This is a genomic window from Paenibacillus intestini (assembly GCF_030803945.1).
Taxonomy (GTDB): domain Bacteria; phylum Bacillota; class Bacilli; order Paenibacillales; family Paenibacillaceae; genus Paenibacillus; species Paenibacillus polysaccharolyticus.
Genome location: NZ_JAURUN010000001.1, coordinates 1,071,593 through 1,092,451, shown reverse-complemented (window position 1 = coordinate 1,092,451; position 20,859 = coordinate 1,071,593). Strand labels below are relative to the sequence as shown.

Sequence of the window (20,859 nt, the reverse complement as noted above, 5' to 3'; positions counted from 1 at the left end):
TATTTTAACAGGGCTGAGGGTTATTTTGTATTGCTGGATGTCAATCTCTCAGCGTGTGAAAATTATGGATTTTTGATCCATAGCTTCGAGATATCCAGGAATCCAAACTCTGAAGTTTGCATGCCGTAGAAACTCTGGTGCAATTCCGCTTTTTTGTTCATATGACATCCGTACAACATCCAGCTATTTTCCCGCAGTAATTCTTCAGCCTGCTCCAGAAGATCGCTACGCTCGGAGTGAGGAAGCTGTGGAAAGGGATCCAGCAGGGAATCCAATATGGATTGAAGCTCGGGAGTCATGTACTCATGGAGCGTATTGCTTTGGTTTTTGAAAAAGTGAATCATGCCATACTGCCAGTCGTCCTCCAGTATTTCTTCTCTGAGAATCAAAGGTGCATCTGAGGTCTTCACGACATCCAGATAATCGTCAAAAGGCTCCAGGTCAATCCGTAATCCAATTTGGCGTGCGCGTTGTTGTATCCACTCCGCCACATCGGAATCTTTGTTCTTCTTATAAGATAACAAGAAGGATTCCCCTTGATAACCCGATTGTTCAAGCAATGCTTGAGCATCGACGAGTGATGTGGCTTCCCAGCTCTGTGCAGCGCTTTTCCAGGGGAGAAAACTGCTGGCGGGTGTAATTCGATTTTCACCCAAATCGTTCACCAGGTTGACCGGATCATAGACGATGCGCATGGCCTGACGGAAAGGGAGTGTATGATGGCAACCCGGGACATTGAAGTTGAAAAGCATATACTGACATCCCAGTGCAGGATAGTCGATATAATGAGGTCGCTCATGACTGCTTCCAGGCAGACTAAGCCGGTCAGTACCAGACATATCATAATAACCGTCGCTTGAAGCCGGCTCAGGGAGAAACCAGATGTGGATCTGATCGAGATGAGGACGGAAACCAAAATAAGCATCAAATGCCTTCAATTTAATCACATCTTCATTCATCTCGGTGATCTGAAACGGGCCTGTGCCGACCAAAGTCTGGTTCGAGTCATAATCCGCGGGCAGTACCGTCATCCGAATACAACTGAACAGATGCAGAAAAAAACGGTTCGCCCGATGCAATATAAACTTGATGCAATAATCGCCGTTCACTTCTGTTCGCTTAATATCACGGTACAGCCACAAAGACGAACAATTTGTATCAAACAAACGCATCAATGAAGCCTGAACATCATGAGATGTCATCACACGTCCGTCATGGAAACGAACCCCTTTTCGCAAATAAAATACCCATTCTTTATGGTCTTTGTTAGATTCCCATGTATGTGCAAGTGCGGGTAAGAAGGTATCGGTGTGGGCGTTATAAGTAATCAGTGTGTTGCATATTTGGCCAAGAAGATAGGTTTCAAAAGCCGTATAAACCGAAGCCGGGTCCAGATCACCCAGTTGACGTGATCTCAACATGCGAAGTGTATCCTGTCCAGAGGCGGTTTCGGTGTAACTGCGAAATCCCATCTGCTCATGAAGAGTAAGCATTAGTTTTTCCCGCATCAAGTCATCGATTTGCACACTTCCAATCAACTCGATGGCTTCTTTCAGTTTGCCTTTGAATAACAGTTCAGTAAAGTTGGATTCTAAAGCATCATTCAGACTTCGCAGTAGTGTAAGCTCGGAATGATGGCCTCGTCCACGTCCAGGTTTCCAATGGATAAAATTCTGATCTTCCAGCTTTCGTAGAATGAATTTTACATTGCGTGGAGTGCAACAGAGAATGGAGGACAGATTCTCAATCGTTACAAGTACAGGTTCATTGATCTTAATCGAGAGCATATCAGAGCCAGCAAGTCTTAAAAAGTGAGTGTATATCGTATCCATGTGTATAGATCCTCCATAAAGGTGAAAAGTGAGAATGAAACATTACACTTTTACTTCCCCCTTTTATCTTTACAATTATACCTATGAGGATGACAGAATTCATCCATTTTCGTAGCAACAGGATAGATAGAGAACGCAGCAAGATAGGAGAATGAAAGATGAAGCATATTTTGAAGCAAATTCACCCGCTGGCCTGGACCATTATTATTGGAACGATGTTCGGGCGTCTCGTGACGTCGATGAGTATTCCGTTTCTGTCCATCTATCTGACACGTGTGCTTGAAGCCACGCCGACCCAGACGGGAATCACGGTTGCGGTAAGCTCGCTGGCGGGAGTGCTCGTCAGCTTTTACGGGGGATATATCTCTGATCGAATCGGTCGCAAAATCGTTATGCTCGTCTCGGTATTTAGTTGGGCCGCTGTATTTTTCATTTTTGCGGCAGCTGAACATCTATGGGTGTTCTTTGTTGCAAACACGTTAAACGGTTTGTGCCGGGCTGTGTTTGAGCCAACCTCAAGAGCGTTGTTATCCGACATAACTTCACCGCAGAACAAACTACTAGTGTTTAATCTGAGATATGCAGCGATTAACTTGGGGGTCGTGTTCGGGCCAATTATCGGATTTCAGCTGGGATCATCGGAATCGACGTTTCCTTTTGTCATCTCGGGGCTCGTTTATATTGCGTATGGTCTGATTCTGGGACTTCAATTTAAACTGCATCACGCCAATTTGCCCGGACGTCTAGAGGTTATTGCACCTCGTCTGCGCGAAGCCCTCATGACCACCGGACGGGATAGGGTATTCTTGCCTGTGCTAATTGGGACGACGTTTTGTGTGTTAGGTTATGGCCACTTCAGCTCTACGTTAGCGCAGTATTTGGCGAGAAGTCCAATCTTTGAAAATGGAAGCCAGATGTTCTCGTATATGCTCTCACTCAACGCGATCACCGTGCTCATCATTCAGTATCCACTCGTTCGTACTTTTCGGAATGCACCGCCGCTTGTGCCACTAATTCTAGGTAATCTGCTCGTTGCCGCGAGTCTGCTGTTATTTGGCTTAGCCGAAGGGATTGTACTGATGATGATCAGTGTCATCTTGTTTACTGTAGGGGAAGTACTGCTCTTTACCATGATGGATATGCTTATCGACCGAATTGCAAAGCCTGAATGGAAAGGAACGTATTTTGGTACAATCGGTTTCAACAATATTGGAAATGTTGCGGCTCCAGTCATTGGTGGGTTGCTGTTAAGCCAGTTTGGTGCGGGAAATGGACTAGCCGTCTTTATTCCCATTGCTATAACGACTGCACTCGGGGTTCCTTTTCTACTGATAGCACATAAGCGACTTGTCAGCAGAGAAAAGCAAACACCTGAATCTGTACAAATTGGACTCTAACAGATGAAGTAAATAACAATTAAGTTAATAATTATGTTGACGTATAAAGAATGAGCGAATACAATAAACAAAAAATATGTGGAACGGGTGGGATAAACAATGATGGATCAGCCAGCGCAGGTACTTCAACCAATAATTGAATATGCATGAGCATAGTGACATTATCCAGGTAGAGTATTGACCATGTTTGGACAGTCCAGCTTACTGCAATCCTGTCTGGACGCTCATTCATACTGCGATGTTAGAGAAGAAGCTGAAATGTCACATTTTCTGGCTGGCTTTTCGATCCAATCAAGCTGTAGATGAACTTCGTTCATCTATGGCTTTTTTTTCATTCCACCAGACGGTTCACATGGAAAGGAGCATGAGTAAGAGTAAAAGTAAAAGTAAAAGTGAAAGGAAAAAAGCAAGAATTGAAATCGATTCCAAGTTGTTACTTAAGTTCGATCTATATCCATAAGAAAGGAAGAATAAACTATGGTTAATGCATGCAAACAATGTGTTTCTTCGGGAGGCCTTGCAGATTACAATACGCTCATACATGATTCGTCATAGCGAAGGTAATCAAAAGTGTAGTTGGAAGATTCAACATTCAAATGATAATTATGCGCGCGACAAAGTATAAATCCGAGTGAAATTTTTAATTAAAGGGGTGGGGCTGGTGCCCAAAACAGAAAAACGCTCCATGTCATGGCTGCTACGATATTTAAAGCCGGTGAAAGGCAAGCTGGCCGTGTTGCTGATCATGTTGTTAACGTCAACAGGGCTGCAGCTTCTCAATCCACAGATTATTCAACGTTTCATTGATACGGCTGCAAGCGGCGGGATTCTGGGTGATCTGGTACAGCTTGCTGGGCTTTTTCTGCTCATTGCCGTGAGCAATCAATTGATCACGATCGCGGTCAGTTATTTAGGAAACGATGTAGCCTGGCGGGCAACCAACCGGATGCGTGGAGATTTACTGAAACATTGCCTGAGGCTGGATATGCGTTTTCATAACGTCAAAACACCTGGAGAGATGATTGAACGCGTGGATGGCGATGTAACGAGCATTTCGAACTTCTTCGCTATGTTTATCGTACAGGTCATCGGCAGTTTTGTTCTGCTCGCAGGTATTCTGGGATTCATGTTTACGATTAATGTGCCAATCGCACTGGTTATGACCGTATTTACGTTATTATCTATTCTGTTCATGGTCATTATTCGCAATCTTGGAGTGGAGTCTTCCAAAAATGAGCGCGCCGCCAGTGCTTCCTTGTTCAGCTTGATTGAGGAACGAATTGCCGGTATTGAGGACGTGCAGGCGAATGGACACGTACCATATGTGATGAACCGATTCTTTCGTACGATGCGCACCGTTTTCCTCAAAGGCCGGAAGGCATGGATGCTTAGGGTTATCCCTTGGAACACCACGGTGGTCATGTTTATTGTATCCGTTACGGTCGTTTTGCTTCTGGGTGTGCACTACTATATCGAAGGTGCAATCAGCATTGGAACCTTGTTTTTGATCTATCAATACAGCCAGATGTTGAATGAACCTATCGAGTTGCTTGGCGATCAGGTACAGGAGTTTCAAAAGGCAAAATCAGGTATGCTTCGTTCACGCGAATTATTGTCTTTACGAAGCGAGATTGAGGACGGAAGCGAAGAGAGGTTACCTGATGGCCCGCTTGGACTGGAGTTTAATCAGGTGTATTTCAGTTACAATGAGGAAAAACCTGTGCTTCAGGATATCACCTTTGCGGTGAAACCGGGAGAACGGCTAGGCATCATCGGTCGAACGGGAAGTGGAAAATCAAGTCTGAGCCGTGTTCTTCTACGTCTGTACAATCTGGATCAGGGCACGATTCGTATCGGTGGAACTGATATTACGAAGTTATCCATGCAGGCTCTGTATCGCAGAGTGGGGATGGTGACACAGGATGTGCAGTTGTTTGATGGTACGCTACGTGACAATCTGACTTTGTTTAATTCAGAAGTATCGGATGCCATGATTAAGCAAACAACAGAGCGACTGGGGTTACATCACTGGATTGATACACAGCCGGAAGGCTTGGATACACATCTAACTGCAGGAGGTGCTTCATTATCCGCAGGGGAAGCGCAGCTCTTTGCTTTGACCCGTGTATTTCTAACGGAGCCGAGTCTGGTCATACTGGATGAGCCTTCTTCACGCCTTGATGCAGCGACCGAGAATTTACTTCAATCTGCTATTGATGAATTAATGAAACGATCAACAGGTATCATTATTGCGCATAGATTAGCCACGCTGGAGAAGGTGGATAAGATTATGGTTCTTGGTGGAGGCAAGCTGCTGGAATTCGGATCAAGAGTGGAGCTTGCGAATAATCCGTCCTCCCATTATGCACGACTTCTGGTCACGGGCCAAGAGGAGGAACTGGCATGAATGTAACAGGATTTATAGGGCGCTTGTTTCGCTTTAAGCCTTATTTGTTTCTTATTAACGGTTTGTTATGGTGTATCTTTCATTCGCTTCCCCTAGCAATGGGGCTTGGGATGCAGTGGTTCTTTGACCGGACATCAACAGGAAGGGCGGACTATATGTGGCTTGCTGTACCGCTCATTGTTATCGCGTTGTTCCGCTTGACCCGTGTAGGCACGTTCTTTGTCGCATTCCATGCTTGGGTGACCTATATGTATCATATTCAGGCCATTTTGCGGACGAATATGCTGGCTGGCATTATGCGCTGGCCGGGACGGAATCTTCCTGCATCTCCGGGTGAAGCGATGAGTCGTTTCCGGGATGATGTCGATGAAGTGGTTGAATATATCGAATCCTGGGTGGATTTTTGGGGTCGATTGGTTTTTGCAGTGGTATCCATTGCGATCATGGCCAACATTAACTGGAAGATTACACTTGTTGCTGTTTTACCGCTTTTGGTGGTAACGCTTCTGAATAACCTCTCAGGTAATCGTGCAAGAAAGTATGCACAGGTTAATCGTGAAGCCACAGGTCGTATTACCAGTTTTATTGCCGAGACGTTTGGGGCTGTGCAGGCACTGAAGCTGGGTCAGGCAGAAGAGCATGTCTCCACACGGTTCAATCGGCTGAATGAAGAACGACGTCAGGCTGCCTTAAGAGACAATCTGTTCAAGCAATGGATGAAGTCACTTAATCAGCATGTACTAAGTATATGTACCGGGCTTATTTTGTTGATGTGTGCTGCGGAAATGAAGGCAGGTAACTTTACGGTAGGTGATTTTGCCTTATTTACGAGTTATCTCGTTAATATCGGGTTCAGCATTTCACTTTTCGGATACATGGTATTCCAGCATAAAAGACTCAAAGTATCTTATGATCGGATGCGAACACTTTTTCGTCCAGGTGAAGAGGATCGGATTATGGAGAAACGGGAAATCTATCTTAATGAAGAGCCGCCAGAGCCAGTAAACGAAGCAAGAAATCCGAAGGAGAAATTGCGTGAACTTGAAGTGAATGGTCTTAGTTATCGCTATGAGCAATCCTCAAACGGTATACAAGACATCAACTTCAAGCTGAAACAGGGACAATTTCTTGTCATTACTGGACGCATCGGTTCTGGTAAATCAACACTGGTTCGTACACTGCTTGGACTTCTGCCCAAGCAACAGGGTGAAATTCTCTGGAATGGAGAGCACGTAGATCCGGCAACATTTCTTATGCCACCTAGAGCTGCATATACGCCTCAAGTTCCAAGGCTGTTCAGTGACACGCTCAGAGAAAATATCGTTCAAGGTAAACAGGGGAATGTAGATCAAGCGCTGGAAAAAGCCATTCGACTGGCTGTTTTGGATAAAGACATCAGACAATTGGATCAAGGATTGGAAACACCTGTAGGACCAAGAGGTGTCATGTTATCCGGAGGTCAGATTCAGCGATCAGCAACAGCGCGAATGCTGATGACCGAGGCAGATCTGTTTATCTTTGATGATCTGTCCAGTGCGCTTGACGTGGAAACAGAGCAGCTGGTATGGGACGGACTCTTCAAAGAGAGAGAGGTCACATGTATTGCCGTATCTCACCGCAAGGCCGCTCTTACCAAGGCAGATCACATTATCGTTATGAAAGATGGTCGTATTGAAGCCGAAGGAAACCTGGCCGATTTACTTGAAAGCAATGAAGAGATGCAGTTGCTATGGCAGGGAGAGCAGGTGCCAGTGAAGGCAGGGTAGTATAGGTTTTAACGGAAACGGATAGAGCAACACTATGATAATTCAGATGTTATAAAATAATGACAAAAAACCGTACAGATCATGCCTGAATGCAGGCGTAAGATCTGTACGGTTTCTTCACTTTTAATAAAGCCTGGTAAAAATGGCTATTATCTTAATTTCTTTAAGCAATCAAGGAATACGCAATGATAACCAAGAAAATGATTGTGATATGGTTAATGGAGAAAATAAACATACGCTGTGACCATTTTTTGGTTTCTTTCTTGTCAAACGTAGCCACACTAAGAATAAGCCAAGCCAGACTTACCAGAAAAGCAACAATGGCAACAAACGGGCTCATTGGCCAGAACAGGAAGCTGGAAAGCAACAACAATACCAGATAAACGTTTGTTTGTACATAAGTACGTCCAATCCCTTTTACCACAGGTAACATCGGAACGCCTGCCGCCTTGTATTCATCGAAGCGACGTATAGCGATACCGTAGAAGTGGGGCATTTGCCATAGTAACATCGTTACGACCAGTGCCCAGATTTCAAAGTGTCCAAGTTCCGGAGAGATGGCTGCCCATCCAATCAGCGGAGGAACAGCACCTGACAGACTACCTACCTCAGTGTTGTAAATCGTTGTACGTTTGGTCCACATCGTATATGGAATGACGTAAAGGAACAAACCAAGAAGGCCAAAAAAAGCAGCCGATGGAGATGCGATGTACAGCATAATCGCACCAATCAACGTAATCGAAAACCCTAGAATCAGACCAGACTTGGTATCGACCCGCCCTGTAACGGTAGGACGTTTCTTCGTACGCTCCATAATCGCATCAATGTCCCGGTCATACAGATTGTTGAACACTCCAGCTGCTCCGATGATTAATGAAGAACCGAGAAATGATAGTAAAATCGGAACAATATTAGCAACGATAGATGCATCAAATACATATAAAGCTAAACTTAAACCTGCAAACATGGCGATCAAGTTGGACTTGATGATTCCAATTTTGATCGTATCTAAAAATACTTTTGGAATCGAGCTGTACTCCAGGCTGATATTGGCTTGTGATTCATTATTTAATGTTTTCAAATACTCACTTCCTATTGTTTGTACTTAATATAATATGTGTCCATTATATCATTCAATTCGCGTTGTGATTTAAATTACATTCTAGTATTTATAATAATGTCATTTGATTGTGAACAATTTAAAAACAAGAACTTTTTTAATTGTTAAAACAACCGTTCTGTGCTACGCGCGTATTTTCAAAAGATTGTCATCGTTTAATTGTAGAAATGAAACAAAGATATTGCAAATACGAAATAATAACTGTATTGTAGATATAAGATATCTCTAATGGTCTTGTTCAAGAGACATAAAGTCTGGATTCCACTATCTGTTAGAAGGGACGCTATTATATATCTCACATGTCTTTGCTTCTTAAGTACCAAGTGTGCAGAAGAGAGAGAATATTTTTTTTGTTACTATTAGAGATATTAAATGTCTGGAAAGGGTGTTATATATGAATGAAGATCGTAATGCATTTGATGTCGTGATCGTGGGGGGAGGGCCTGCTGGACTTAACGCTTCGCTGGTACTTGGGAGAGCCCGGAAACAGGTACTTGTGATTGATGATCAAAAACCTCGTAATTGGGTTACCCGAGAGACACACGGCTTTTTAACCAGAGATGGCGTAAGTCCGCAGGAATTCCGTAGAATTGCAAAAGAAGAGATCGCTGCGTATCCTTCAGTGCAATTTGCCTCCGATACTGTGATGGAGATTACCGGACATAATAGTGAGTTTGTTGTGAAAACAGCCGAAGGAAAGCAGTATAATGCGAAAAAGGTTTTATTTGCTGTTGGTAAAAGAGATTTACCTTTGGAGATTACAGGTTTATCTGAAGTCTACGGAAAAAGCGCATTTGTCTGCCCGTACTGTGATGGATGGGAACTTAGGAATCGGGAGCTTGTCATCATTACCAGCGCCAACCACGCGTTACATATGGCTAAATTAATCTCTGGCTGGACAAGTCAATTTACGCTGTGCATCCAGGATGCCAATCCTTTGGAAGCAGAACAGAAGCAAGAACTTTCACGTCATGGCGTGAAGGTTTATGAAACTCCCATTCAATCGATCAGATCGGAGGATGGAATGGTAAGCGCAGTTGAACTGAGTGATGGAACATGGCTTCCTTGTACGGGCATCTTCTTCCAGCCCAAGCTTCAGACGGGTTCCGATTTGCCCAAAGTCATAGGTTGTGAGCTGACGGAGACAGGAACCATCGTCGTTGATGCACAAGGAAGAACATCTGTCTCTGGTGTGTTTAGTGCCGGAGATGCCGCATCTGAACTGTATCAGGCGATCACGGCAGCATCGTTAGGAGCGTTAACCGCAGTTAGCATTAACAATGAGTTAAATGTTGAAGCTTGGGAGTGTAAATAAAGCGTAACAATACGAAGTGAAACCGCCAGCTGATTCTCGATCACATATCGATAAAGCTGACGGTTTTACTTATGTCTATATATAGTAGGGAAGTGTTATTTTTTCGTAAAATTTAAAATAAAAGCATTGACATGTCGCCTGTGAGCGACTTTAATTATATAGACCGATTGTTATAATTTATTGAAGGAAGTGGCTTTCTTTGAGTGAAAAGTCGAATGCCAGAGATCTTATTGTTGGCACAGCAGCGAGACTTTTTTTTTCACAAGGGTATCATGCGACCGGTCTGAATCAGATCATTAAGGAGAGTAACACACCGAAAGGTTCGTTATATCATTATTTTCCTAAGGGGAAAGAAGAGCTGGCTCTCGAATGCATTCAATCAGCCAATGCCCATATCTTGCAAAGGTTTGAGGAAATTTTTGCAGCTCATGAGACAACTGCGGAAGGTATTCGGCAATTCATTTATGAAACAGCGAATGAAGCCGAAGCCTGTGGTTATACGGGTTTTCTGCCATTCAGCTTCTGGGCTGCTGTAGAGACTTCCTGTATCAGTCAACAGCTGCGTACGGCTTCACAGAACGTATTTGCGGGGTGGCAGGATATTATCGCAAGGCATCTCATGTTGGATGGTATTAGTGAAGAGAAGGCTCGTGAGACGGCAATGCTCGTCATTTCTCTGATGGAAGGCGCTTTGATCATTACGCTGACCAATCAGGATAAACAGCCGATGCTGACGGCTGCCGATTATTTGTCAGTTGTAGCGAAGAATGTCCAGCAGCATCAATAGTTGTACCAAGAGAAAGAGAAAAAAGAAATCGCAGGATATGTTTGAGGAGGATGGGATCGTGGAGGCTTCCATGAAGGCTGGTACAGCAAAAGACCAGCAAGAAACACAGCAATATAAGGTATTTCCGATTTTGTTTGCCATGCTACTGAGCGGGTTTATCGGTTTGTTTGGTGAAACGGCTTTGAATGTCGCTTTGACACCACTAATGGGTCTGCTTGAGGTTGGACCAACTACTATTCAATGGTTAACTACAGGATATCTGCTCGTCCTGGGTGTTCTGGTACCTGTTTCTGGATTGTTATTGCAATGGTTTACGACTAGACAGCTGTTCACAACGTCGCTTATTTTTTCTATTGCAGGAACGTTGGTTGCTGCGTTAGCACCTAGCTTTGAAATTTTGCTCGTAGCCCGTGTGTTACAAGCGGTGGGAACGGCACTGTTGCTACCGTTAATGTTTAATACCATACTGGTAATCTTCCCTATCGAAAAACGGGGAGCAGCGATGGGCTTGATTGGTCTCGTTATTATGTTTGCACCAGCAAGCGGCCCGAGTATTTCAGGTCTGATTCTTGCTAACTTGAGCTGGCACTGGATTTTCTGGATTTCCTTGCCGTTCTTCCTGATCTCCTTGGTATGTGGATTGTTGTTCCTGCCGAATATTTCCAAGTTGACCAAGCCTAAGATTGATGTGTTGTCGATTATTCTGTCCACTCTTGGCTTTGGCGGCATCGTTTATGGCTTCAGTAGCGCAGGTGGGCATGGTGAATCTGGCGGAGGATGGACGAGCCCAGTTGTTGTTGCCACGCTGGCCATTGGTATCGTCGCATTGCTCTTGTTCAGTATCCGTCAATTGAGTATGAAAGAGCCGGTAATGAATCTAAGAGCGTTCAGATATCCGATGTTTACGACAGGACTGCTTCTGGTTTTCATCTGTATGATGATGATTCTGTCATCCATGCTGATCTTGCCGATGTATTTACAGCAGGGAATGGCTGTTACACCACTTACTGCCGGATTGGTTTTATTGCCGGGTAGTTTGCTGAATGGATTTTTGTCTCCGGTGATGGGACGGTTGTTTGATAAGTTTGGTCCGAGATGGCTCGTTATTATCGGGATGGCGGTCGTTGCGGTTGTCTTGTTCCTGTACACAGGTATCGAAGCAACAACACCTCTGATCCAGATTATTATGCTGCATGTGTTCATGATGATTGGTATTTCAATGGTGATGATGCCTGCACAGACGAACGGATTGAATCAGTTGCCGCGTGAGTTTTACCCTCACGGTACTGCGATTATGAACACACTTCAACAGGTATCCGGTGCGATTGGTACAGCTGTTGCCGTAAGTATTTTGAGTGCTGGACAGACTCGGTTCCTGAGCAGTGTAGAGAATCCGCAAAGTCCGGAAAATATTCTTGCAGGATTCACCTCAGGTGTACAGAATGCATTTGTCTTTGCGTTGATTTTGGCTCTTGTTGGGTTTGTCATTGCTCTATTTGTAAGAAGAGTGAAGGTTGGCTCGGCTGACAAGCAACAGAGTCCGATGCACTAAAATGAATGATTGAAAAGAGCGATGTTCCCTAATGTAAGGGGACATCGCTCTTTTGTTTACTTTCCTGAACTACCTTTTCGGATGATTACTGTTATTCCGCCGGATTAATTATTTCTTAACAATTTCAAGGATTTCATCAGCTACAATGTCCGGGTGGTATTGATGAATGTAATGCTCCGTATCTTTAACAGTAACTTGTTTGGATAACGTTGACCAGGATTTGAATTCACTCTGTGTTTTCACCCAATCCGGTTCCGGTTTACCAAAGTAATCTGCGGTCAGAATGGTAAGAGGGAATGGTAAAGGCTGTTTATGTTCAACAACTACTTTGGCATTGGCTTGCATTTCACGTAATTCATCAATCGTGTTAGCATTGCCATAGTTTAGAAGTAGCGCCGTTTTATCTACTTCTCTCAAATCCTCTGGTACCAGCTTTAGCTCATTGCGATTGGCATTAGAAGCATCAACGACTGCCGGGACTTGCATACTTAGCCGGAAAAGTCCGGATTTGATACGGAATTGATTCGCAAAACCAGCAAGTGTGTCAGCCGGGTTATCCTGGTCCGTTTCGTAGAATTCAGGACTTCCGCCGTCAATCATCACAATACCTTTAACCAAGTCAGGATACTTTTGCGCGAATCGAAGAGTCTCTAACGAGCCAAGGGAGTGAGCAACGAGCACGTAAGGAGGTTTTTGGCCAGAAACCTGTAGCAGTTCATGCAATTCGTCCGCTACCGTGTCTACATCCCGTTTCTTATCGGTTCTGTCACTGTATCCATAACCGAAGCGGTCGTATACAGCGAATTTCGTGTTAGGGGCAAGCTTTTCATACAAAGGATAATAGTCTACATAAGGATCGGCTGTTCCCCAACCTGAGGCAAGAACGACGGTCACATCACCTTTTCCCCCTGTATACAGGTGCATTTTATCTCCATGTACTTCATACAGTTTTCCCGGAGGTGTAAATGTTTTTTCATCTTGTGAAGAACTGATCTGCTGATAGATCAATCCGGTACTTAATAGAATAATAATCAGTGACAGGTCGAATATCAGAAATTTAACAAGTCTTTTACGCCATTTTTTGCTCATGATAGCTCACACTCTCTCTTGTTTTTTCTATATCATATAAGCCCAGTCTTATACGAGTGGAAACAGTATCTTAATTCTAGCTTAACGGCATCGTAGTTCCTCTGGTTCATACAAAATTGAATATCGGCAAGCGTTGAATTAAGATGAAGTAAGATTAGCATTTCTCCACAAGACTAGCCATGGAGTATGGAGAACAGAAGGGTGAAATATGACGAAATACGAAAATCAGATTCCAACGACCGCCGGAATGAGCATCAAGTCACTCACAAGTATATTGAGAGATTCCATGCGCAGACATGTAGAACGGAGGCCGTCAGGGAATATACCTATGGAACACTATCAACCTGCTACAACAGAGGGGGTGTCTGAACATTCACAGGTGACGTGGTTTGGACATTCGGCTTTTCTGCTCGAAATCGAAGGTCACAGACTACTCTTTGACCCCATGTTGGGTGACAGGCCGTCACCCGTGTCGTGGGTTGGAACGAAACGTTTCCGCAAGGATCTGCCTATGCAGCCTGAAAACTTTCCTACTTTGGATGCGATTGTGATCTCTCATGATCATTATGATCACCTTGATGCTTCTTCTATTCGAAAATTAAAAAGCAAGACCAATCGTTTTATCGTTCCTCTTGGTGTACGCAAACGCTTAATCAAATGGGGAGTGCCAGCTGGCCAGATTACGGAGCATCAATGGGGTGATGAATTCTCCTTCAAGGGTTTAACATTCGCTTGTGCATCTGCTCGTCACTTCTCAGGCAGAGGATTATTTGATCGGGATTCGACGTTATGGTGCTCATGGGTTATTGTTGGGCAGGAAACGAAAGTGTTTTTCAGTGGAGACAGCGGTTACGGTCCACACTTCAAGGAGATTGGAAGCAAGTATGGACCGTTTGATCTGACCTTGATGGAATGCGGCCAATATGACGAACGCTGGTCCAACATTCATATGATGCCTGAAGAAACGGTACAAGCCCATCTGGATGTGGGCGGAAATGTATTGATTCCGATTCATTGGGGGGCATTCACCCTCGCCTATCATGCCTGGAACGAACCAGCTGAACGGGTAACTCGTGCCGCACGAGCCTTGAATGTATCTGTCATTACACCGGTCATAGGCGAGACGGTTGCGTTGAGTAATGTAGCTCATGCTACTCGGTCATGGTGGAGAAGGAATCAGGAGTAACGTTTTTAAACAAAGCTAGCGTTCGCTCATTAGATGAGTGGACGCTTTTGTTTTAGTTTTATGTGATCAACGAAACCGCGGTCCAGATCAATAAAAGACCCATAACGATATAAAAAGGGCGTTCATATTTTAACAGGAACCGTTGAAATAAACGTCCACCCAATGCCCATGTCAGATTCGCAATTATTCCAATCAGGGTGAGCAGTAACGAATACCCTAAGAGTTGATGATGTGACTGCGCGTGGGGCAGGACAAACACGGATAAAGCTGTAAGCGCGTATAGAATAACCTTCGGATTAATCAGTTGAAGGCTGAATCCGAACCAAAATGAATAACGGGTCTTTTTCGAATGGTGCTCAGACTCACTCTTGGAAGATGTGCTCCTCATGATTTTGAAAGCCAGATAGAGCAAGTAAATACAGCCGAGTACATTGAGGACCGGGGTGATGGCCGGAATGTATTGATATAGAGCAAGGTTGAAATAACTGGATAACATCATGATTAGAAGGCATCCGGCAGCGACTCCACGAATAAAAGGAAACGTGCTCTTGAATCCATGCTCCCTCGCACGGGTCATGGAGATGATATTGTTGGGACCGGGTGTAAAAGAAGAAATCATTGCGTACGTTACTAAAGATAAAATATCCATATGCTCTCCTTATGGGTATATATTGTATGTTATAATGAACTATATGGTCGTTATAACGTATGTATGTTTTAATTGTACAATATGTGCTATATAGTGCACAAGAGGGCGCGAGGAGAGAGGTGTATTTTGGATGGAAAATATTAATTTGGTTTTGGCTCACAACTTGAAGCAAATCAGAGAGCAAAGAAAACTTAGTCTGGACAAGGTCGCAGATCTGTCGGGCATTAGCAAGACGATGCTGGGTCAGATTGAACGCGGGGAGTCTAATCCTTCGATTGCAACGGTTTGGAAAATTGCAAACGGGTTAAAAATTTCATTCAGTGAATTAATTCATGAAGCGAAGTCGGATACAACCGTTCTCATGAGGGAAGACATCAAAGTCATGCGAGAAGATGAGGGAAGAATCCGAATCTATCCTCATTTTTCTTTGGAAGCGGGGCGCCGGTTTGAAATGTACATGCTGGAGATGGATGAACAGGCATCGTTGACTGCCGAACCGCATATTGACGGGGCTGAGGAGTTCATCACGTTGTATGAAGGAGAGCTTACAATCAGAGTAGGCAAGGAAGAATACAAGTTAAGACAGGGAGATTCGATTCGTTTCAAAGCGGATCAGCCGCATGGTTACGATAATCCTGGGGCAAGTAGTAACAAGCTGAGCATGGTGATACATTATGCCAATTCGAAGTAAACAAGAAACAAGTAATAAGAAATAAGTAGACATTAGTGACAGGAAATATGATGCACTCACTGTTGTGAGGCACCATATTTTTTTGCATGGATGCTACTGATTATGCTAGTTCATAGTTAGGTGAAGTCATAAAAGCTTGTGTTTATTTGTTCGTGGAGTGTTGTTTGTTCGGCAATTTATCACCGGGCGTACCTTTACCATTGTTTTTGTTGTGACGTGCTTTCTCAGCATTTTCATTGACCTTTTTCACAAATTCTTGTGTACTTTCCATTCGGGTTCATGCTCCTTTCCAAAACAGGGAATGGGTAATTCAAGCTTAATATAACCAGCACCCGATTTTTTTATTTAGCACAAAGGGAAACTGGACAGGTGCTGAACTTGTCTCTAAACTAGATACAAGGCGAACTTTTTTACACACACTTAAGAACGAAGGGACGTTCTGAAAAAAATCATGTTGCAAAAATTCGGTTTTACTCAATATGAAAGTCAGGTCTATGAAGCTATACTTGCGCAGGATGAACCGCTGGATGCGACAACGATCGTAAGCGCCTCGAATGTACCGAAGGCTAAAATTTATGAAGTGCTCAATCGATTGATTGATAAAGGCATTGTGCTCACAACGATGGATGGCAAGAAAAAACTATATATGGCGGTGGATCTGCAAACGGTGATTCACAAAATCAAGCTTGATTTCGACAAAGATATAGAAACCTTGAAACAATATAAAATCAAGCGTACGTTCACGGATGAGCATATTTGGACGTTAAAGGATGAGTCATCCATTGCTTCAAACATAGAACAGCTGATTGAAGAGGCAGATTCATCGATTCTTTTTCTGGCCTGGAATGAGCGGTTGGAGAGATACCGTGGTTTGCTGGAGCAGAAGGAGAGACAGGGTGTGTATGTAGAAGTGCTTGCGGTTGGTGGTCTGGAGAGCACTCTAACCCGCAAATATTCACTTATTCCGCTACTTGATGCGCCAGAGCCATCACAATTGCTTATTGTAGATCATGCCTATCTGCTGTTCGCCGGACTGGAAAATGAATCGTGGAAAGCGATCAAGACCATGTCCAAACCGATTGTTAAAGCGATGACGGATTATTTCTATCACGATGTGGCTCTGACACAGATCACCAAAAAATACGGGGAGCAACTATTGCAGGACGAAGAAATTGAACGTTTGCTTACGAGATTGATCTATTAGAAGACTATTCTTTCGAGGAATAGTCTTTTTTTGTTTTTTTATCTTTTTGTAAATAAGATGAGGAACAATCTGAAAACAAATTAAAAATATCCATTGAACTTTTCATTTTATTAGGTTACTATCGTAGTTGTAACTTGTTAGGGGGATTTTAAAAGATGAACAAAAAGGTATATGTTTTAGCCATTGCAGCCTTTGTGGTCGGAACGGTTGAACTGATATTGGGAGGCATATTGGATCTGATTGCAACGGATCTCCATCTGTCTCTGGCGAAAGCTGGTTATTTAATTTCAATCTTTTCATTGGTCTATGCGGTATCCGCACCCATACTACTCAATATGACAGCCCGATTCGAGCGTAAAAAGGTATATATGGTTACGTTATTTGTATTTCTCATCAGTAATCTGATCTCAGCGTTTAGTGTGAACTTCTATATGTTAATGGCAGGGCGCATGCTTGGAGCCGCAACAGGTTCGCTTATTTTTGTATTATCATTGACACTAGCCTCACGTATCGTAAAACCGGAGTATAGAGGACGTGCGGTGGGTACGATAACGATGGGAGGAAGTGCATCTCTGATTCTCGGCGTACCGATTGGCATCTTTATCGGTAATGCGCTTGGATGGCGTGAAGTATTTATGCTGATTGCGGTTCTTACCGTGCTAGTCATGGTGGCGATTGGCCTTGCGATGGATCGTGTACAACCTGCTCCTGCCGTGAGTTTGAAAAATCAGTTAAAAGCACTATGGAATCCGAAAATGCTGGCAATTCATACAACTACACTGCTCGTACTGGCTGGGCATTTAACGTTATATGCTTATTTCACCCCGTTTCTACAGGAAACCATCGGTGCCAGTTCAACGGCAATCACGTTAATCTATATGATGTTTGGACTCGCTGCTGTAGCAGGCGGAGGCATGGGGGGGATGTTATCCGATCGGCTTCATCCTGCTAAAGCCATTATCATCGTGTTAGTTCCATTCATGATCAGTATGGCTATGATCCCTCTCAGCACGGGACTGCCTTTGATTGCTTTTCTGCTACTGTTAAGTATCTGGGGTGCTCTAAGCTGGACGGTTACACCCGTACAAAATAGTCTGATTATTAAGACTTCGCCTGAGACATCTGAAATTCTAATTAGCACGAACTCAGGTATAGCCCATGCGGGGATCGCACTAGGAACTTATATCGGCGGTCTGGTTATTGATCACTCTTCCATTATGAACACCGGATGGGTTGGCTCTATCCTTGTATGTGTTGGACTTGGTACTGCCGTTCTCGCAATTAGTATGAAAGAAAAACATGCTCATGCGATCGCATGAGGATACAATGATTCTTATTGTTATTGACATGATTTAAAACGATATTTAAAACAAACATGATGATTCATTCAAGGTACGTTTTGAACTAAAAAAATATTTCCTTATTGCATTCAAATAAAACCTTTGTGTTTCCTGCTTTTTTGCGGAAGTACAGAGGTTTTTTCGTCATTTAATGGACGGAGTCCGTAGGCCGAAAATACAAAAGAGGCTTGATTTTTGATCATGGACCCCTATAATTAAAATAGTTTTAAAAAGTATAAGTATAAGTTGTTAAGCTTTATAACTTGTATTAGCGTCGCTACTTACTTACAAAGAATACACATATATGATCTGCACAAAGGAGATTTACATGACGATCAAATCAGAGAAACAGAAGATGCTGGGCGGAGAACTGTATATGGCTAATGATGCCGAGTTATCCCGAGACAGAGAAATTGCACGGAAGATGACACGCCTATTTAATCAAACGACGGAGACAGAACAGGATACACGTCAAAAGCTGTTAAAGGAACTATTCGGATCGACAGGTGAGAATCTAAGCATGGAACCAAATATCCATGTTGATTATGGGTATAACATCCACGTAGGCAATCATTTTTATGCCAATTTTAACTGTACGATTCTGGATATATGCGAAGTCCGAATCGGAGAGAACTGTTTGTTGGGACCAGATGTACATATCTATACAGCAACTCATCCGCTTAACCCACATGAGCGCAGCACCGGAGCGGAATACGGTAAACCTGTAACCATCGGTAACAACGTATGGATTGGCGGTAGAGCAATTATCAATCCAGGAGTTACCATCGGAGATAACGTGGTTATTGCATCGGGAGCGGTAGTTACGAAAGATGTGCCGGGTAATATGATTGTAGGTGGGAATCCCGCAAGAGTCATCAAGGAGATTAATATGGAGTAGCGCGATATGAAAAAAGACCCTCCTCGGCAGAACAGTCAGAATGCCAAGCTTGGATGCTATGGCTTGCCTGACATCATGCTGCCGAAAGAGGGGTTAAAGTAGTTTACGCCTTGAAGTTTATGCCCTAAAGTTTAAATCTTGAAGCTTAACGCTTCAGGCTATTTCCGTTGCTGGCAATAACATCTTTGTACCAGTGGAAGGATTTCTTGCGGTAACGCTCGAGCGTACCTGAACCGTCATCGTGCCGGTCTACATAGATGAAGCCATAACGTTTTTTCAACTGCGCAGTGGAGGCACTCACGACATCAATACAACCCCAAGAGGTGTATCCCATAATGTCTACTCCATCTTCCAGCGCTTCACCGACTTGCACGAGATGGTCATTCAAATACTGGATGCGGTAATCATCTTCAACGGTTTTCTCGCCATTCGGACCCGTGATTAACTCGTCTACCGCGCCAAGACCATTTTCCACGATAAACAGGGGTTTCTGGTAACGATCATAGAACATATTCAGCACATAGCGCAGTCCTTGCGGATCGATCTGCCAGCCCCACTCACTTGCAGGCAAATACGGGTTAGGGATTCCTCCGATCAGATTTCCTTCACCAGCCACTTGTTTGGCAGGATCGGCTGTCTGACATGTGCTCATGTAATAGCTGAAAGAGATGAAATCAACGGTGTTAAGCAACATCTCCTGATCGCCGTCTTCCATATGAATCTCAATGCCCTTTTCACGGAAGTAACGTTTCATGTATCCAGGGTAACGTCCACGCACATGCATATCTCCGAAGAAATAGTTGCTATGTTCGTACTCCATCACCTTGATGACATCATCGGGGTTCGGAGTTAGTGGATACGTCGGCATACTTAAAATCATACATCCGATCTGAGCATCAGGGATGATCTCATGGCACAGCTTCACAGCAGATGCACTTGCCACCAGTTCGTGGTGGATCGCTTGATACAGATCTTGCTTGCTTAGCTTTTCTTTGGGTGTGTAGATCCCGCCACTCATGAACGGGAATTCAAGAATAGAGTTGATCTCGTTGAAGGTAAGCCAGTACTTGACTTTATTTTTATATCGATTGAAAACAGTTGTTGCATAGCGCTCATAGAAGCCGATCATTTTCCGGTTAACCCAGCCATCATATTCTTTGGCAAGGTGCAGAGGTGTCTCATAGTGGGATAACGTGACCAACGGTTCAATACCGTACTTGCGGCATTCATCAAACAGATTATCATAAAATTGCAGGCCTTCTTCATTCGGCTCAAGCTCGTCCCCTTTAGGGAAAATGCGAGACCATGCGATAGAAGTACGGAACACTTTGAAACCCATCTCGGCAAACAGCTTCACGTCTTCCTTATAACGGTGGTACATGTCGATACCGATCAGTTTCATATTGTCGTCCGTTGGCTCCTCCGTAATCGAACCCATGACACCCCGGGGAGCAACGTCTTGAGTGGACAAACCTTTGCCGCCTAGATTGTATGCACCTTCAGCCTGGTTCGCCGCAATGGCACCGCCCCACAGAAAGTTTTCAGGAAATGAATACGTATGATTCGAAGATTTACTCATATAGATCGCTCCATTCATTGAATTCATGGTGAACGTGCTGCGTTCAC

Annotated in this window: 17 protein-coding genes; 11 read left to right on the top strand and 6 right to left on the bottom strand. The window is 43.8% G+C overall.

Going from position 1 to position 20,859, the window contains the following annotated elements; translation table 11 throughout:
* Positions 1-62: 62 nt before the first annotated feature.
* Positions 63-1,832 carry an ABC transporter substrate-binding protein gene (locus tag J2T16_RS04675; RefSeq protein WP_336122603.1) on the bottom strand — a complete coding sequence of 590 codons (1,770 nt, stop codon included), beginning with the start codon at positions 1,830-1,832 and terminating at the stop codon, positions 63-65.
* Between the two features lie 158 nt (positions 1,833-1,990).
* Here J2T16_RS04675 and J2T16_RS04670 point away from each other — a divergent pair, with 158 nt between their 5' ends.
* The 3 genes from J2T16_RS04670 (at position 1,991) to J2T16_RS04660 (ending at position 7,402) form a co-directional block, all read left to right on the top strand.
* Positions 1,991-3,229, top strand: coding sequence for an MDR family MFS transporter (locus tag J2T16_RS04670; RefSeq protein ID WP_090924039.1), 1,239 nt, complete (start codon positions 1,991-1,993; stop codon positions 3,227-3,229).
* 631 nt (positions 3,230-3,860) lie between these two features.
* Positions 3,861-5,636 carry an ABC transporter ATP-binding protein gene (locus J2T16_RS04665; protein ID WP_499017853.1) on the top strand — a complete coding sequence of 592 codons (1,776 nt, stop codon included), beginning with the start codon at positions 3,861-3,863 and terminating at the stop codon, positions 5,634-5,636.
* The gene (locus tag J2T16_RS04660) at positions 5,633-7,402 is read left to right on the top strand and encodes an ABC transporter ATP-binding protein (RefSeq protein WP_499017851.1); all 1,770 of its coding nucleotides are present in this window, start codon (positions 5,633-5,635) and stop codon (positions 7,400-7,402) included. Before J2T16_RS04665 ends, J2T16_RS04660 begins: the two co-directional genes overlap by 4 nt.
* Positions 7,403-7,565: 163 nt before the next feature.
* Here J2T16_RS04660 and cyoE read toward each other — a convergent pair whose 3' ends face one another.
* A complete protein-coding gene (gene cyoE, locus J2T16_RS04655) occupies positions 7,566-8,483 on the bottom strand; it encodes a heme o synthase (RefSeq protein ID WP_244159429.1) in 918 nt (305 codons plus the stop codon).
* A 433-nt stretch (positions 8,484-8,916) separates the two neighbouring features.
* On the opposite strand from cyoE, the gene J2T16_RS04650 reads away from it, so the two are divergent.
* From J2T16_RS04650 to J2T16_RS04640, 3 genes are all read left to right on the top strand, one after another.
* Positions 8,917-9,837, top strand: coding sequence for an NAD(P)/FAD-dependent oxidoreductase (locus J2T16_RS04650; protein ID WP_499017849.1), 921 nt, complete (start codon positions 8,917-8,919; stop codon positions 9,835-9,837).
* 199 nt (positions 9,838-10,036) lie between these two features.
* Positions 10,037-10,624 (top strand): TetR/AcrR family transcriptional regulator, encoded by a 588-nt coding sequence (locus J2T16_RS04645; protein WP_154889367.1) that lies wholly within the window; start codon positions 10,037-10,039, stop codon positions 10,622-10,624.
* Between the two features lie 70 nt (positions 10,625-10,694).
* Complete coding sequence (locus J2T16_RS04640) at positions 10,695-12,176, top strand: DHA2 family efflux MFS transporter permease subunit (protein ID WP_336122828.1); 1,482 nt, start codon at positions 10,695-10,697, stop codon at positions 12,174-12,176.
* Between the two features lie 108 nt (positions 12,177-12,284).
* Here J2T16_RS04640 and J2T16_RS04635 read toward each other — a convergent pair whose 3' ends face one another.
* Positions 12,285-13,265 carry an alpha/beta hydrolase gene (locus tag J2T16_RS04635; protein ID WP_499017847.1) on the bottom strand — a complete coding sequence of 327 codons (981 nt, stop codon included), beginning with the start codon at positions 13,263-13,265 and terminating at the stop codon, positions 12,285-12,287.
* Positions 13,266-13,473: 208 nt separating this feature from the next.
* Here J2T16_RS04635 and J2T16_RS04630 point away from each other — a divergent pair, with 208 nt between their 5' ends.
* Positions 13,474-14,451 (top strand): MBL fold metallo-hydrolase, encoded by a 978-nt coding sequence (locus J2T16_RS04630; RefSeq protein WP_154984134.1) that lies wholly within the window; start codon positions 13,474-13,476, stop codon positions 14,449-14,451.
* A gap of 58 nt (positions 14,452-14,509) precedes the next feature.
* On the opposite strand, the gene J2T16_RS04625 is transcribed toward J2T16_RS04630, so the two are convergent.
* The gene (locus J2T16_RS04625; RefSeq protein WP_445667200.1) at positions 14,510-15,070 is read right to left on the bottom strand and encodes a LysE family transporter; all 561 of its coding nucleotides are present in this window, start codon (positions 15,068-15,070) and stop codon (positions 14,510-14,512) included.
* Between the two features lie 160 nt (positions 15,071-15,230).
* Here J2T16_RS04625 and J2T16_RS04620 point away from each other — a divergent pair, with 160 nt between their 5' ends.
* Positions 15,231-15,791 carry a helix-turn-helix domain-containing protein gene (locus tag J2T16_RS04620; protein WP_336122611.1) on the top strand — a complete coding sequence of 187 codons (561 nt, stop codon included), beginning with the start codon at positions 15,231-15,233 and terminating at the stop codon, positions 15,789-15,791.
* A 142-nt stretch (positions 15,792-15,933) separates the two neighbouring features.
* On the opposite strand, the gene J2T16_RS04615 is transcribed toward J2T16_RS04620, so the two are convergent.
* Positions 15,934-16,062, bottom strand: a complete 129-nt coding sequence (locus tag J2T16_RS04615) for a DUF4023 family protein (protein WP_090924048.1) — start codon at positions 16,060-16,062, stop codon at positions 15,934-15,936.
* Positions 16,063-16,242: 180 nt separating this feature from the next.
* Between J2T16_RS04615 and J2T16_RS04610 the strand changes: the two genes are divergently transcribed.
* The 3 genes from J2T16_RS04610 (at position 16,243) to J2T16_RS04600 (ending at position 19,233) form a co-directional block, all read left to right on the top strand.
* The gene (locus J2T16_RS04610) at positions 16,243-16,995 is read left to right on the top strand and encodes a TrmB family transcriptional regulator (protein ID WP_336122612.1); all 753 of its coding nucleotides are present in this window, start codon (positions 16,243-16,245) and stop codon (positions 16,993-16,995) included.
* Positions 16,996-17,150: 155 nt separating this feature from the next.
* A complete protein-coding gene (locus J2T16_RS04605; RefSeq protein WP_336122613.1) occupies positions 17,151-18,314 on the top strand; it encodes an MFS transporter in 1,164 nt (387 codons plus the stop codon).
* A gap of 349 nt (positions 18,315-18,663) precedes the next feature.
* Positions 18,664-19,233 (top strand): sugar O-acetyltransferase, encoded by a 570-nt coding sequence (locus J2T16_RS04600; protein WP_336122614.1) that lies wholly within the window; start codon positions 18,664-18,666, stop codon positions 19,231-19,233.
* Between the two features lie 145 nt (positions 19,234-19,378).
* Here the strand turns inward: J2T16_RS04600 and J2T16_RS04595 are convergent, their stop codons facing one another.
* The gene (locus J2T16_RS04595) at positions 19,379-20,812 is read right to left on the bottom strand and encodes a glycoside hydrolase family 1 protein (RefSeq protein WP_336122615.1); all 1,434 of its coding nucleotides are present in this window, start codon (positions 20,810-20,812) and stop codon (positions 19,379-19,381) included.
* Positions 20,813-20,859: the final 47 nt, after the last annotated feature.